This window comes from Cytophaga aurantiaca DSM 3654 (assembly GCF_000379725.1).
GTDB classification, from domain to species: Bacteria; Bacteroidota; Bacteroidia; order Cytophagales; family Cytophagaceae; genus Cytophaga; species Cytophaga aurantiaca.
On the sequence record NZ_KB903621.1, the window covers coordinates 235,592 to 249,744 of the forward strand.

13 protein-coding genes are annotated in these 14,153 nt (G+C 37.3%); 6 read left to right on the top strand and 7 right to left on the bottom strand.

Annotation, left to right across the window (positions count from 1 at the left end):
- Positions 1 to 95: 95 nt before the first annotated feature.
- From A3EE_RS0102500 to glmM, 3 genes are read right to left on the bottom strand one after another with little or no spacing between them, the layout of a single operon-like run.
- The gene (locus A3EE_RS0102500; protein WP_018341854.1) at positions 96 to 641 is read right to left on the bottom strand and encodes a hypothetical protein; all 546 of its coding nucleotides are present in this window, start codon (positions 639 to 641) and stop codon (positions 96 to 98) included.
- A gap of 12 nt (positions 642 to 653) precedes the next feature.
- Entirely contained in the window at positions 654 to 1,781 is a 1,128-nt protein-coding gene (locus tag A3EE_RS0102505; protein ID WP_018341855.1) for a cysteine desulfurase family protein, read from the bottom strand.
- Complete coding sequence (gene glmM, locus A3EE_RS0102510; RefSeq protein ID WP_018341856.1) at positions 1,762 to 3,165, bottom strand: phosphoglucosamine mutase; 1,404 nt, start codon at positions 3,163 to 3,165, stop codon at positions 1,762 to 1,764. The genes A3EE_RS0102505 and glmM overlap by 20 nt, the downstream gene beginning before the upstream one ends.
- Before the next feature lie 171 nt (positions 3,166 to 3,336).
- Between glmM and mazG the strand changes: the two genes are divergently transcribed.
- Positions 3,337 to 4,140, top strand: a complete 804-nt coding sequence (mazG, locus tag A3EE_RS0102515; protein WP_033417427.1) for a nucleoside triphosphate pyrophosphohydrolase — start codon at positions 3,337 to 3,339, stop codon at positions 4,138 to 4,140.
- Between the two features lie 144 nt (positions 4,141 to 4,284).
- On the opposite strand, the gene A3EE_RS0102520 is transcribed toward mazG, so the two are convergent.
- Positions 4,285 to 5,106, bottom strand: coding sequence for a DMT family transporter (locus A3EE_RS0102520; RefSeq protein WP_083921237.1), 822 nt, complete (start codon positions 5,104 to 5,106; stop codon positions 4,285 to 4,287).
- Between the two features lie 114 nt (positions 5,107 to 5,220).
- Entirely contained in the window at positions 5,221 to 6,267 is a 1,047-nt protein-coding gene (locus A3EE_RS0102525) for an RluA family pseudouridine synthase (RefSeq protein ID WP_018341859.1), read from the bottom strand.
- 144 nt (positions 6,268 to 6,411) lie between these two features.
- On the opposite strand from A3EE_RS0102525, the gene A3EE_RS0102530 reads away from it, so the two are divergent.
- The 5 genes from A3EE_RS0102530 (at position 6,412) to A3EE_RS0102550 (ending at position 13,259) form a co-directional block, all read left to right on the top strand.
- Positions 6,412 to 7,308, top strand: coding sequence for a 1-aminocyclopropane-1-carboxylate deaminase/D-cysteine desulfhydrase (locus tag A3EE_RS0102530; RefSeq protein ID WP_018341860.1), 897 nt, complete (start codon positions 6,412 to 6,414; stop codon positions 7,306 to 7,308).
- Positions 7,309 to 7,431: 123 nt separating this feature from the next.
- Positions 7,432 to 8,817 (top strand): dipeptidase, encoded by a 1,386-nt coding sequence (locus tag A3EE_RS0102535; protein WP_018341861.1) that lies wholly within the window; start codon positions 7,432 to 7,434, stop codon positions 8,815 to 8,817.
- Between the two features lie 163 nt (positions 8,818 to 8,980).
- The gene (locus A3EE_RS0102540; protein ID WP_026209554.1) at positions 8,981 to 9,652 is read left to right on the top strand and encodes a protein-disulfide reductase DsbD domain-containing protein; all 672 of its coding nucleotides are present in this window, start codon (positions 8,981 to 8,983) and stop codon (positions 9,650 to 9,652) included.
- Positions 9,652 to 11,334, top strand: coding sequence for a protein-disulfide reductase DsbD family protein (locus tag A3EE_RS0102545; protein WP_026209555.1), 1,683 nt, complete (start codon positions 9,652 to 9,654; stop codon positions 11,332 to 11,334). Before A3EE_RS0102540 ends, A3EE_RS0102545 begins: the two co-directional genes overlap by 1 nt.
- Positions 11,335 to 11,684: 350 nt before the next feature.
- A complete protein-coding gene (locus A3EE_RS0102550) occupies positions 11,685 to 13,259 on the top strand; it encodes a hypothetical protein (protein WP_018341862.1) in 1,575 nt (524 codons plus the stop codon).
- An 11-nt stretch (positions 13,260 to 13,270) separates the two neighbouring features.
- Here the strand turns inward: A3EE_RS0102550 and A3EE_RS0102555 are convergent, their stop codons facing one another.
- Together A3EE_RS0102555 and A3EE_RS0102560 are read right to left on the bottom strand one after the other, a co-directional pair.
- A complete protein-coding gene (locus A3EE_RS0102555; RefSeq protein ID WP_018341863.1) occupies positions 13,271 to 13,678 on the bottom strand; it encodes a winged helix-turn-helix transcriptional regulator in 408 nt (135 codons plus the stop codon).
- 135 nt (positions 13,679 to 13,813) lie between these two features.
- Positions 13,814 to 14,032, bottom strand: coding sequence for a hypothetical protein (locus A3EE_RS0102560; protein ID WP_018341864.1), 219 nt, complete (start codon positions 14,030 to 14,032; stop codon positions 13,814 to 13,816).
- Positions 14,033 to 14,153 lie beyond the last annotated feature (121 nt).

The following is a 14,153-nucleotide window of genomic DNA, read 5'->3' on the forward strand; positions in this document are numbered from 1 at the left end:
AATGTTACAGGATAAAAATAGATTTATTTAAAAAAAACCGACGTCAAGTTTTAGAACCTTGACGTCGATATGATACCTATATAATTTCAATATGTCTATTCTTCTGAAAGTACTTCTTCTACTTCAGCTAATTTAGCTGCTGAGTATGCCCCTTTTGTAATGTGAACGATTACTCCTTTTTCATCTAAAATAAAAAAGTAGGGCTCATCGCTTTCGGTAATGTTTAACAATTTTTTATACGAAGCGAATTCACCAATATAGGTTAAGATGTATGGCTGCAATTCTTTTTGTGTATTCTCTTTTATCTTTTTAACTACATCATCTCCTGCAATCTTATTCGTGCCTGTGATCACGGCGACAAAGTATGTATTTACATTATATACTTCAGAAGCAAACATAGTTTTCTTTTTCTGAATGAATGTCTGATAAGCAGGTTGATACCAGGTCAATAAACTTTCTTCTGCTTTTTTAGAAAAGGCAACACCAATAATGCTGTATTTTCCTTTCACACTATCGGGTAAGGGAAAAGCTTGTCCGTTTAATTTTTTTGTCGGAAAATTCGGAAAAGCTGAACCTGTCTGTGCCAGCGCCGAAGCGGAAGCTAAAACAGATAAGAAAATAAATACGATTAATTTTTTCATAACAGGTTACGGTTATTTAATACTCTTTACTAACGTTTGAATGCAGTAATCTATTTCTTCTTTGGTATTATTTCTTCCGAAAGAAAAACGCACATAGCCCCAATCGTCTTTAGCGCCAATGGCTTCCAATACATGCGAACCAATATTTGTGCCACTTGTACATGCGCTGCCGGCAGAAGCAGATATTTTTGCAATATCTAAATTCATCACCAGCATCTCATTATTTTCGGATGGCGGTAAACTCACATTCAACACATGCATCAGACTTTTCTCGGTGTTGGCAGATTCTCCATTGAATAATAACCCGGGAATGCCGTTTAACTCTCCGATCATGTATTTTTTCAACGCAGTAATATGAACGCGATCTTCTTCCATGCGCTGATAGGCAAGTTCTAATGCTTTAGCCATACCAACAATTGCTGCAGTATTTTCTGTACCGCCACGCATGTTGCGTTCTTGCGCGCCACCATGCATGTATGGATAAATGGCAGAACCTGATTTTAAATACAACAAACCGATTCCTTTTGGTCCGTGGAACTTATGCGCAGACCCTGCAATGAAATCGACAGGTAAGGAATATAAATGCAACGGATAATGTCCGATCGTTTGTACGGTGTCGCTGTGAAAAAATGCTTTGTAATTCTGACATAACTCACCAACTTTTTTTAGATCTAGAATATTTCCGATCTCATTGTTGCCATGCATTAAACTTACCAATGCGTTCGGGTAAGTTTTAAGTAAAGATTCTAAATGAGCTAAATCAATCACACCCAATTCATTTACTTCAACATAATGCACCGTAACCCGATTCAGTTTTTCTAAATACTGAACGGTATGCAACACCGCATGGTGTTCCAGCTTACTGGTAATAATGTGCTTGATGTCGTGTTTGTCAACAGCACCGATGATGGCAGTGTTGTCTGCTTCGGTACCGCCCGAAGTAAAAAAAAGTTCTGCAGCAGTTGTGTTTAATAAGTCAGCAATTTTTTTGCGCGCAATCTCAATGGCGGATCGCGTTTCGCGACCATGACTATGAATAGAAGACGCATTACCAAAATGATTGGTTAAATAAGGCATCATGGCTTCAAGAACCAATGGATCTAAAGCCGTTGTTGCTGCATTATCTAAGTAAACACGCATTGGTATCGAGTACTTCTTTGATGTCACTGATTATTTTATGTGCAAGATTATCTGCAGTTGCATGTGTATCCGCTTCTGCGTAGATACGGATGATCGGTTCGGTATTCGATTTACGTAAATGTACCCAGCCTGCTTCAAAATCAAAGCGTACACCATCAACCGTAATCATCGGAGTTTTAGCATAATGATCTTTGATCTTTTCAATTACACAGTCTACATCGATTTCCGGAGTCAGTTCAATTTTATTTTTTGAGATCACATAGTTCGGATAACTTGCACGCATCATGGAAATAGATTTTCCATATTTTGCCAGATGCGATAAGAACAATGCAATACCAACTAAAGCATCTCTACCGTAGTGTAATTCGGGATAGATCACTCCGCCGTTGCCTTCCCCGCCAATCACCGCTTTATTTTTTTTCATGGCTGTAACAACATTCACTTCGCCAACGGCAGAAGCAATGTATTGTTTGCCATGTTTCTCCGTGACATCTTTTAATGCTCTTGTAGAAGATAAATTTGAAACCGTATTACCGGGAGTATGTTTCAATACATAATCTGCAATGGCAACCAATGTATATTCTTCACCGAACATGCTGCCGTCTTCGTTGATGAAACATAAACGGTCTACATCGGGATCTACAACAATTCCTAAATCGTAATGTCCTTTTTCAATTTCATTTGAAATGAAAGAAAGGTTTTCAGCTAAAGGTTCCGGGTTGTGCGGGAAGTGTCCATCAGGTTCGCAATAAAATTCTGAAACCTGTTTTACTCCCAATGCCTTTAATAACAAGGGAAGTGCAATGCCTCCCGTAGAATTTACGCAGTCTATTGCAATATTGAAATTTTTATTTCGGATTGCTTCAATATCTACCAATGGCAATTTTAAAATTGCATCGATATGTTTTTGAATATAATTATCGTCTTTGCGATATGAACCAAAGTGTTTTACATCTACAAAATCAATGTTCTCTTTTTTAGCAAGAACAAGAATTTTTTTGCCGTCACGTTCAGAAACAAATTCTCCGTCTGCATTCAGTAACTTCAATGCATTCCAATGTCCTGGATTGTGGCTTGCTGTAATGATGATGCCACCGGCAGCTTTTTCCCAAACCACGGCCATTTCAACTGTTGGTGTAGTTGATAGACCCAAATCAACGACATCGAAACCCAAACAACGAAGCGTTTCAGTCACAATTGCAGAAACCCACGGTCCGGATAAACGTGCATCACGACCAATTACGATGGTATTGCTTTCAGAATTTGTTTTTGCCCAAGTGCCATATGCTGCTGCAAATTTTGCTACATCGATGGGTGTTAATGAATCTCCCGGCTTACCGCCAATTGTTCCGCGAATGCCTGAAATAGATTTAATTAAAGTCACTGTTAAAAAGGTTTTGTTTCTAATCAAATTTACAAAAAGAAACCATATACAATCTTTTCTTTTAAAATTTATACTAAGAAAAATTTTATCAACAACGACTCAAATTTTCCGCTTGAAAGCAAGTATTAGTTCATAGAATATGGTTATTTGTTAGATAAACGTCTTATCGGTATGAATTCAAGAGAAGAACAATTAAAAGCATTTGACAGATTGTTAACCATCATGGATGAATTGCGCGAACAATGCCCATGGGATAAGAAGCAAACCATTGAAAGTCTGCGCTATTTAACCATTGAAGAAACATTTGAACTTTCGGATGCCATTGTTGAAAAGGACATGGATGAGATCAAGAAAGAAATCGGTGATATCATGCTGCATCTGGTTTTTTATGCGCGTATTGCCTCGGAGACAAAACACTTTGACATCGGTGATGTATTGAATTCGCTTTCTGAAAAAATGATCCGCAGACATCCCCATATATACAGCGATGTAAAAGCAGAAGATGAAGCAGCCGTCAAGCGGAACTGGGAACAGATCAAGATGACCGAAAAACCCAAGGAAGAATCTATTTTGAGTGGTGTTCCAAAATCGTTGCCCGCAATGATTAAAGCAACACGGATACAGGAAAAAGCAAGAGGTGCAGGATTCGATTGGGAAGAGAAAAAGCAAGTGTGGGAAAAGGTAGAAGAAGAGTTGGCAGAATTTAAAGCAGAATTTAACATTGAAGACGATAAAAAAATTGATGCATTTAAAGCCGAAGGTGAACTTGGCGATTTGTTTTTCTCCCTTATTAATTACGCTCGTTTTTTAAACATCAACCCCGAAGATGCATTGGAGCGAACCAACAAAAAATTTATTAAACGTTTTCAGTATTTAGAAACCGAATCGAAGAAAGACGGAAAGCAATTAAATACAATGAGCTTAGCAGAGATGGATGAGTATTGGAACGCTGCTAAAAAGCAAAGCTTTTTATAAATTCCAAAAATCAAAACACAAATTTCAAACGGAGTAAATAGTAGCTTTATTTTCTCTTCTTTTAAAAAATCAAAATATAGAAACGTTGTTGTTGTGTTTTCAGCAGTATGGAATTTATTTTTTGTGATTTGGAATTTCACAACGCTATACAAATACATTAAGTATCATTCCCAAAATCACCAAACCCAGTCCAACAGAAGACTTCAGGCTGATAAACTCTCCAAAGAAAGTAATACCGTAAATAAAAGAAAGTACAATGCCTAAGTAGTACACATAGGAAATATTTTTTACTTCTTCGTGTTTGTATGCTTTTGTTAAGAAGAGTTGCCCGACGTGAGTCGTAATTCCAATGAACAATAAGAACAGCCATTCCCGTGCATCCGGTGTTTTCCATTCGGTGAAAATAAATGGTAGCATACACGGAATCGTGATGAAGGGAAAGTAGAACATGATGACGGAGGTATCGTCGGTGTCACGTAATTTACGTACGACAAAGTGTGCCGTTGCGGTAAAGAATGCTGCACACAAACCCAATATGATTCCCAGTGTTGGAAGCTCTTTGTCCAATCCTTTCATTAACAATACACCTGCAAATGAGATTCCGAAGAAGAGCCATTTTATGTATGGTATTTTTTCTTTCAGAAAAAGAAATGCTAAGAACAAGGTAAAGAAAGGAACCAGATTTCCGATGGTTACTGCTGTCCCCAGCGGAAGCATTTGTATGGAATAGAAAAAGCAGATCAGCGAAAACATACCAACCAATCCGCGCAAGATCAGAAATGTTTTATTATTTCCCCAAACAGAAACCTTTGCTTGTTTGATAGCAATATAACAGAATACAATTGAAAAAATCGATCGCAGGAAAATCGTTTGTACAACCGGAATGTCTGGTATCGTTTTCACACACAAATGCATGAGTGAAAACGAAACGATAGAGAGGAGCATGTAGCGGATACCTAAACTCATAGTTCAGAGTACGGAGTACTAAGTACAAAGTACGTAGCGCTCTAACTTAGATTAATCAATAATAATTTCTTTTTTTGTACTCTGTACTCCGTACTATATACTTAGTACTTCTTCTTATTTTTCTTCGCCCACATAACGCTCCCACTTATCCAATACAGCCTGCATATCATCTGGCAGCTTGCTATCGAACTGCATAAACTCTTTTGTAGTAGGATGTATGAAGCCCAATGTTTTTGCATGCAGTGCCTGACGCGGTAATAGCTTAAAGCAATTCTCAACAAACTGTTTGTATTTACCGGTTACCGTTCCTTTCACAACTGAATCACCACCGTAGCTCATATCATTGAAAAGTGAATGACCAATGGATTTCATGTGTGCACGGATCTGGTGCGTTCTGCCGGTTTCTAAGTTACACTGGATCAATGCTACATAATGATAAGCAGCCAGCGTTTTAAAATGCGTGATTGCAAGTTTACCATCTTCTTCGTTTTCGTAGGTAGTTACGATCTTACGATCTTTTGTACTTCTGCCTAAGTAATTTTTAATGGTTCCGCTTTTAGGATCAGGAACTCCCCAGCAGATAGCATGATAGGTACGTTCAATGCTGTGGTCCGCAAACTGCTTCGCCATAAAGGTCATGGCGTAATCCGTTTTTGCAATCACCAATAAACCGGAAGTATCTTTATCAATACGGTGTATCAAACCCGGACGGATTCTGCCGTTTACGTGCGTCGGTAAATTTTCAAAGTGAAATGCCAATGCATTTACAAGTGTACCTGTCCAGTTGCCATGTGCAGGGTGTACAACCATGCCTGGTTTTTTATTTACAACCAAAATTTGATCGTCTTCATATACAATATCGATCGGAATATCTTCCGGGATCAATACATCTTCGCGTGGTGGGTGCGGCAGAGAAATGGTAATGACATCTCCTGGTTTTACTTTATAGCTCGATTTTGTTGATTTATCGTTTACTTTAACAGAGTCTGTTTCAATACCATATTGTATGCGCGAACGTGTTGCGTATTGAATACGCGACATTAAAAATACATCAATACGTAAGGGAGACTGTCCCGGATCGCAAACAACGCGGTGATGCTCAAATAATTCGTCTTCACTAAAGCCGTCTTCTAATTCTTCCGGTATTTCATTTTCTGCCATAGGGACAAAGATACGGAAAGCCTTTTGTCTGAACTAGGATTATAAAAGGATTAAAGGGATAAAATAGGATTAAAAAAATTTGCAGATTTTCATGTCAATCCTTTTAATCTCTTAAAATCCCAGTTCAGACAATTATATTTGTTTATGCAAAGTCCACTTCAACCCATTATTCTTCCCCAAACCGAAAAGGCTGGTGTGACTTTGTATCTGAAGCGTGACGATCTTATTCACCCTTTGTATGGTGGCAATAAGATCCGGAAACTGAAGTACAATGTGCAGCAATGTTTACGTGAAAGAAAAACAGGCTTGCTTACTTGCGGCGGGGCTTATTCAAATCATATTATTGCAACCGCAGCGTATGGTAAAGAACATGGATTGAAAACCAAAGCAATCATTCGTGGGGAAGAATTGCTGATTGAAAATCCCACGCTGAAAGATGCAGCAGCTTTGGGTATGGAATTCGTTTTTGTTTCAAGAGAAGCATACCGAGCTGTTCGTGAAAAGCCTGAGTTGGCTTTTGATATGAGTCATTCTACTAAAGAAGATTTTTATTTTATTCCCGAAGGCGGAACAAATACATTTGCTGTTGAAGGCGTTGCAGAATTGGTAAACGAAATTGAGATGCCGTTTGATTATATCGCTACGCCATGCGGCACGGGTGGTACGTTTGCCGGTTTGATGAAAGGTATTAAAAATGTGAATGCTAAACTGTTTGTGTTTTCGGCTTTGAAAAATGGCGAGTACGTTATTGATGAAGTAGCAAACTTATTGAAAGAAGATTTTGACAAAAGTAAGTTAGCGCTCTTTACTTCGGAGTATATGTTTGGTGGCTATGGAAAAATGAAACCTGAGCTAATTGATTTTGTAAAAAGCTTTGAAGAACAAACCGGAATTTTGCTCGACCCGATCTACAATGGAAAAATGATGTTTGGTTTGCTGGATAAAATTTCAACCGGATATTTTAAAAAAGGTTCTGTGATTGTGGCGCTGCATACAGGTGGTGTACAAGCGTGGAGAGGATTTCAACCAAGTTTTATGTAATAGGTTTTAAGTTCTAAGAATTTTCTAACATTTTTTGCTGTTGTATTGATTTTCTTTTCTTAAAACCTAAAACTTAAAACCTAAAACTTCTATATTTACATACTATACTCATAACCAAATACTATGTCTCAACTTACTGCTGCTTCTGTTTCTGCTTATGTAGAACAAAATAAAGATCGTTTTATTGGTGAATTGTGTGACTGGTTAAAAATACCGTCTGTTAGTGCAGATAAAAAATTCAAAGCAGATGTAATTCGTGCCGCTGAATTTGCGAAAGAACAATTTTTAAAAGCCGGTGCAGATAAAGCAGAACTATGTGAAACAGGCGGAAACCCGGTGGTATATGCAGAGAAGATGGTTGATCCTTCTAAACCAACAATCCTGGTTTATGGTCATTACGATGTTCAGCCTGCAGATCCGTATGAGTTATGGACTTCTCCCCCTTTCGAACCGGTCATAAAAGATGGCAACATTTATGCACGTGGTGCCTGCGACGATAAAGGTCAGGTGTACATGCACATCAAAGCGCTGGAGATTTTAACAGCGATGAAGGATGTTCCCTGCAACATTAAATTCATGATCGAAGGTGAAGAAGAAGTTGGTTCTGACAATCTTGGTCCGTTCTTAGAAAAAAATAAAGAGAAGCTTAAAGCCGATGTGATCCTGGTTTCGGACACGGCAATCTTTTCTGTAGAAACACCTTCAATCACAATTGGTTTACGTGGTTTAAGCTATCTGGAAGTTAAAGTTACCGGCCCGAATAGAGACTTGCACTCAGGCGTTTATGGTGGTGCGGTTGCGAACCCGATCAACATTTTGTGCGAGATGATCGCGGGTATGAAAGATGAAAACAACCACATTGTTATTCCTGGTTTTTATGGGGATGTTGTTGAATTGACTGAAGCAGATCGTAAAGCATTAAACAGCGCGCCTTTCAATTTAGATAATTATAAAAAGGCATTGGACATCGCCGATGTAGAAGGTGAAAAAGGATACTCCACATTGGAGCGTGTTTCGATCCGTCCAACCTTGGATGTAAACGGAATCTGGGGCGGCTATATCGGCGAAGGTGCGAAAACGGTATTGCCTTCTGTTGCTCAGGCAAAGATCTCTATGCGTCTGGTTCCAAACCAAACACCGGATAAGATCACGGAATTATTTACAAACTATTTTAAAAGTGTTGCTCCAGCATCGGTTAAAGTAGAAGTGATTCCACATCACGGCGGCGAACCAGCTATTACACCAACGGATAGTGCGGGCTACAAAGCAGCTGAAGCAGCCTTTGCTGAAGCATGGAACAAAAAACCGATCCCGATGCGAGAAGGCGGAAGTATTCCGATTGTTGCCTTGTTTGAAAAAGTTCTTGGATTAAAAACCGTATTGATGGGCTTCGGTCTGGATTCAGATGCGATCCATTCACCTAATGAGCACTATAGAGTATTCAATTATCTGAAAGGAATTGAAACGATTGTGTTGTTCCATAAATATTTCAGTAAATCAAACCTATAAGGTTTTTAAAAACTTATAGGTTTGATTTACTTATTAGGATGTTAAATTTCAGTATTCGTCTTTAAAAAGTGTGTGTTTATCTAAAGCTGTCAGGAAATGAATACGGAAACGACTAATTAGTCGTTAGAAACTTAATGGCTTAGAATTTTGTATAGTATTGAATATGAAACGAATTATAGTACTTGCCTTTTGTTTATTGTCGTTGCTTACGCAGGCGGAGAATGTTGATCCTGTAAAATGGTCTTTCTCTTTGTCTTCTAAAGAAATACATATTGGTGATACCATTGAAGTTATTGCAACGGCCAGCATCATTCCGGATTGGTATGTATATTCAAATGACTTTGATCCGAATCTTGGTCCGACAATTACGAAATTTCAATTTGCTGCTGAAAACGGTTATAAGCTATTAGGAAATACGAAAGCCATTAAGCCAAAGAAAAAATACAGTTCTATCTGGGAAGGAGATGTTACCTATTTTGTTGAACATGCAGAGTTCAGACAAAAGATCATCATTTTAAATGATGCTCCCAAAATCGCATTAACAGTTGATTATCAAACCTGCAACGATGTTCTGGGTCGCTGTATTCCCGGTGATGCAGAGTTTGAGTTTACTGGCTTAACGATTTTACCTGCAAAAAAAATTACTAAGTCCTCGGTTGGACAAACAGATCCCGGTCTGCAGGGCAAACCAGCCGAAGGTACAGTCAAAACAAATGATAAAGCAAGTTTAAAAAGCTTAGAGGCTGAAAAGAAAAAGTTGATTCAACGAGACGCACAAGGTAACGATGTGAGTGTTGACTATTTAAAAAGTTTCGTTAAAAAATACAGTAAATAATGAGAGCATATATTCTTTATCTGTTTGCCTTTTTGTTTTTATCCTTTCAGATACAAGCTGCAAAAAATGTTTCCATACCCGAAGCTGAATTGCAGAAACTTGCGCATCATATCGATAATCTCGTTAAGAGAGATAGCATTAATGAAGAGATTATAAAAATTTTACGCGATAGTTTAAAAGGTGAAAGTGCTTCTTTAACAAATCCACAAACAAAAAATGTTGAAGCTTCAACTGTAGAAATCACTGTTAAAGAACGTGGCGGAGTAACCGGAGATACATCTTTATTATTGTTTGTGGTCTTTGCTTTTGCAGCTGGATTGTTATCCATCATTACCCCTTGTGTGTTTCCCATGGTGCCGATGACTGTCTCTTTTTTCTCAAATACTTCTACTTCAAAAAAAGAATCTATCCGCAAAGCAATAATCTATGGATTATCGATTGTTGCTATTTATACATTGATTGGCGTAGTGATTGCACGGATCAATGGTCCGGAGTTTGCAAATTACATGAGCACACATTGGTTTCCGAATGTGCTGTTTACAGTAATCTTTATTGTCTTTGCCCTTTCCTTCTTTGGTTTGTTTGAAATTACACTTCCAAATAGCTTCATCAATAAGATTGATAAGCAATCGGATAAAGGTGGTTATATAGGTATTTTCTTTATGGCTTTCACGATTGTACTGGTATCATTTTCCTGCACAGGTCCGATTGTTAGTACAATCTTATTATCCGCTGCTGGTGGTGAAATCCTGAAACCGATTGTTGGAATGATTGCATACTCATCAGCGTTTGCTTTACCATTTACATTATTTGCTTTATTCCCTAATTGGTTAAAGTCGTTGCCTAAATCAGGTGGCTGGCTGAACACAGTTAAAGTAAGTCTGGGTTTTATTGAATTGGCCCTGGCGTTAAAGTTTTTAAGTATAGCCGATCAGGTTTATGGCTGGGGCTTGCTGAACCGAAACGCCTTTTTGCTGATCTGGATTCTGATCTTCTTCACATTGAGTCTGTATCTGATCGGACTGATAAAATTAAGTGATCACGACAAAGGGAAAATCAGTTGGCCAAGACGCGTGCTGGCGATAATGGTTTTTGTCTTTGCAGGTTATTTGGGAACAGGTGTTGCAGGTAATCCGCTCAAGCAGCTTTCAGGTTATCTTCCGCCCCTCGAAGATTATACAACCAGTACAGATAAAATTTGCGGAACACCAAAGTATAATGATTTTCTACATTTGCCTTTGGGATTACAAGGTTATTTTGATTATAAAGAAGCACTTGCCTGTGCAAAACAGCAAGGCAAACCCTTATTTATTGATTTCACCGGACATGGCTGTTCCAATTGTAGGGAGATGGAACGAAATGTATGGGCAGATTCTACGGTTCTTAAACACCTAAACGAAGACTTTGTTGTAGTCGCATTGTATGTGGATGATATACACGAGCTACCTGAAAAAGAATGGTATACATCAACGAAAGATGGAAAAACAAAAAAATCAATCGGCAAGCAAAATCACGATTTTCAAAATACACGTTTCAACTTTCTGGCTCAGCCATTTTATGTAATTCTGGATCCGAATACAGAAAAAGAATTGACACAGCCGATGGTGTATGAGCGTAATGTTGATATCTATATTGACTTTTTGAAAGAAGGCAAGTCGAATTATAAGAAGTTATACGAATGAGTTCTAAGCCGAAAAGATATTGAAGAGTCCCGCTATATGGCGGGACTTTTTGTTTTTACCGCAATGAATACGCAATGTTCATTTACAATTGCCTTTCATTCTTGGGGCGATGCCCCAAGAAATAAGTAATTTATTCAACCTTTCTTTTAATTTACCCTGAGTCTTTGGAGTAAAAAATTTTTAATAAAGCATGGACAGTAAAAACTACAAAATTCAACAAATTGAAAAATGACCCATTTTATTCAATAATTGTAATAAATCGTGTTAAAAATTAAATTTTACGTTTTCCAACAAATAATTATATTGCACTATAATCTGATTATTAATTCATTTAGGTATTTATAATTACTATGTCTAGGGTTAAGTCAAAAAGTCTATTTGATCTGATACATTCGCTGAGTCCGAATGAAAAAAGACACTTTAAAATCAATCATACTGGCAGCGGAGATCCGGATGATAAGAAAATGCTGCTTTTATTTGACTATTTGAACAAACAAAAGGTGTTTAATGAGGAGCGCGTGTCGGAAGTAATACCAGCAATCAAGTCTTCTCAGCTCTCTAACCTGAAGGCGTATTTGTACGAAAAGGTCATGCTCTCCCTCAGACAGTATAATTTACCTAAAATTCTGGATCTGCAGATCCGGGAACAGATTGATTTTGCGCAGCTTTTATTTGAGCGCCGTTTGTATCAGCAGGGAAAATCCTGTCTGAAAAAGGCTCGTCGCTTGTCTCAGGTACACGAAAATTTGGAGCTCACTCTGGAGATCATCAAACTTGAAAAGAGTATTTTGATGCTGACCATTGATGAGGATATTGAAGAAACGGTTGATACCATCATTGATGATGTGCGGAAAATCAATTCCCAGATCCACAACATCAATATGTTTTCGAATTTGAGCATCAAATTAAATTCCTATTATACCCGTATCGGGTTCATTCGTGATGAAGAAGACTCAATCCGTGTAAAAGAATACTTTATTAGTAATTTGCCTGATTATAAGGAAGAAGCTCTTTCTATTGGAGAAAAAATGACCTTGTATCTTTTATACATCGGTTATTATTATTTTCTGCAGGACTTTTCGAATGGACACCTGTATGCCAATAGGTTAGTGCACTTGTATGAAGAGAATCCAGACCGCATTAAATTTTCTCCAGAAAATTATGTTAAGGCATTGAATAACTTAATGATAGCAGAATTCAAGTTGAATTACTTCAATGAGTTCGTTGAGAGTAAGCATAAGCTGATTAACTTTACAAATGATAGTACCGTATATTTTAATGAACGTTTGAAAACCAGTTTATTAAAGTATTATTTTATTCATGAATTGAACCTTTTTTTCCTTACAGGAGAGTTTCATGCAGGTGTAAAGAAGCTGTTTGTGGACCGAAAAGAGGACATAGATGATCTGCTTCAAAAGCTCGATCCGCACTCTGCTCTGATCTTAATGTATAAGATTTCATGTCTGTATTTTGGAGCCGGACTATACAACCATTGTTTGAGATGGCTGAACAAGATTATCAATATTCCGAACGTTGATATTCGGGAAGATATTCATTGTTTTGCCCGGATCATAAATCTGATCTGCCACTATGAACTTGGGAATTTTGACGTGATCAAATACTATATTATTTCGACGTATCGATTTTTATGGAAGCGTGACGATTTACGGATGTTCCAGAAATACATTCTTAAATTCCTGAAAGATCTGAATGATGATGTAGATGTAAATGAATTGGTAAGCAGATTCCGAACCTTAAAAAATCAGCTGGAACCAATAGAAAATAGTGCTTATGAAAAAAGAGCATTTATCTATTTTGATATTATATCCTGGCTGGAAAGTAAAATTGAAGGAACAACCGTTCAGGAAATTATAATGAGCAAGGCGAAAGCCAAAGGATTTTATCTGGACCCGGAAGAACTATAAAATACGATCCACTACAATTGGTCAAAGAAAGATTCTTCGTCAGCACTTAAATTAAGTGTCGCTGGTTTCGGCTGTTCTGTAGGCGCAGATTTTAAGTCGACCAAAGAACGGCCATAGCTTTCCAGAGCGCTTAATGCAGGAATCATTTCTAATGCTTTTGCTGTTAATTTATAATCAATTTTTGGAGGATTTCCTTCAACAACAACACGTTCAATAAAATTTTCCTCTTCAAGTTCTTTTAATTGTAAGCTTAACATTCTATCTGTAATAGATGGAATGTTTTTTCTTAAATCTGAGAATCTTAGTGGTTTATCAATTAAATTCCAAATTATTATAAATTTCCATTTTCCGTATAGAACTTCGTTTAAAAGCTCTAAACCAGACTTGAACCACTTATTATTATATTTTATATCACTCATAAATTCAATATTTTAATATATAATATACAAATATAAAAAGAATAGTTATTTAATAAAATCCCTTATTTAAAGGTCAAAAAAAAACCTGTCCCGATGGCTATCGGGACAGGTTTTTCCAAATAAGGATTTAATTTTTTAATAAGGGTTTGTATAGCTATTAGGAGCTACAACAATGTACTGACCAACTAAAATCATAATTGCTGAAATTGCAATGATTGCTGCAAACATAACCTCTTTTGATTTTATAATAGCACCGTTGGAATCTCTCATCGCTTTAGCGTTTGAAAGCATATAGCCACTGAAATTTCCTACAATGAAACCTACCACGATCAATATTGTACCTAATGTACCCATAGTATATAACTGTTAATGATTTTAAATTTAATGACCAGCAGAACGCAGAAGCTTTCTACAATGTGAACAAAAATAATAGATACAAATCAATTCCACCACTTTTTTGACCATTTAAATTTTA

Excerpts from the sequence above, each read along its gene's own strand:
- A3EE_RS0102500 (WP_018341854.1), bottom strand. The coding sequence starts at position 641 with ATGAAAAAATTAATCGTATTTATTTTCTTATCTGTTTTAGCTTCCGCT.
- A3EE_RS0102505 (WP_018341855.1), bottom strand. The coding sequence starts at position 1,781 with ATGCGTGTTTACTTAGATAATGCAGCAACAACGGCTTTAGATCCATTG.
- mazG (WP_033417427.1), top strand. The coding sequence starts at position 3,337 with ATGAATTCAAGAGAAGAACAATTAAAAGCATTTGACAGATTGTTAACC.
- A3EE_RS0102520 (WP_083921237.1), bottom strand. The coding sequence starts at position 5,106 with ATGAGTTTAGGTATCCGCTACATGCTCCTCTCTATCGTTTCGTTTTCA.
- A3EE_RS0102525 (WP_018341859.1), bottom strand. The coding sequence starts at position 6,267 with ATGGCAGAAAATGAAATACCGGAAGAATTAGAAGACGGCTTTAGTGAA.
- A3EE_RS0102530 (WP_018341860.1), top strand. The coding sequence starts at position 6,412 with ATGCAAAGTCCACTTCAACCCATTATTCTTCCCCAAACCGAAAAGGCT.
- A3EE_RS0102535 (WP_018341861.1), top strand. The coding sequence starts at position 7,432 with ATGTCTCAACTTACTGCTGCTTCTGTTTCTGCTTATGTAGAACAAAAT.
- A3EE_RS0102540 (WP_026209554.1), top strand. The coding sequence starts at position 8,981 with ATGAAACGAATTATAGTACTTGCCTTTTGTTTATTGTCGTTGCTTACG.
- A3EE_RS0102545 (WP_026209555.1), top strand. The coding sequence starts at position 9,652 with ATGAGAGCATATATTCTTTATCTGTTTGCCTTTTTGTTTTTATCCTTT.
- A3EE_RS0102550 (WP_018341862.1), top strand. The coding sequence starts at position 11,685 with ATGTCTAGGGTTAAGTCAAAAAGTCTATTTGATCTGATACATTCGCTG.
- A3EE_RS0102555 (WP_018341863.1), bottom strand. The coding sequence starts at position 13,678 with ATGAGTGATATAAAATATAATAATAAGTGGTTCAAGTCTGGTTTAGAG.
- A3EE_RS0102560 (WP_018341864.1), bottom strand. The coding sequence starts at position 14,032 with ATGGGTACATTAGGTACAATATTGATCGTGGTAGGTTTCATTGTAGGA.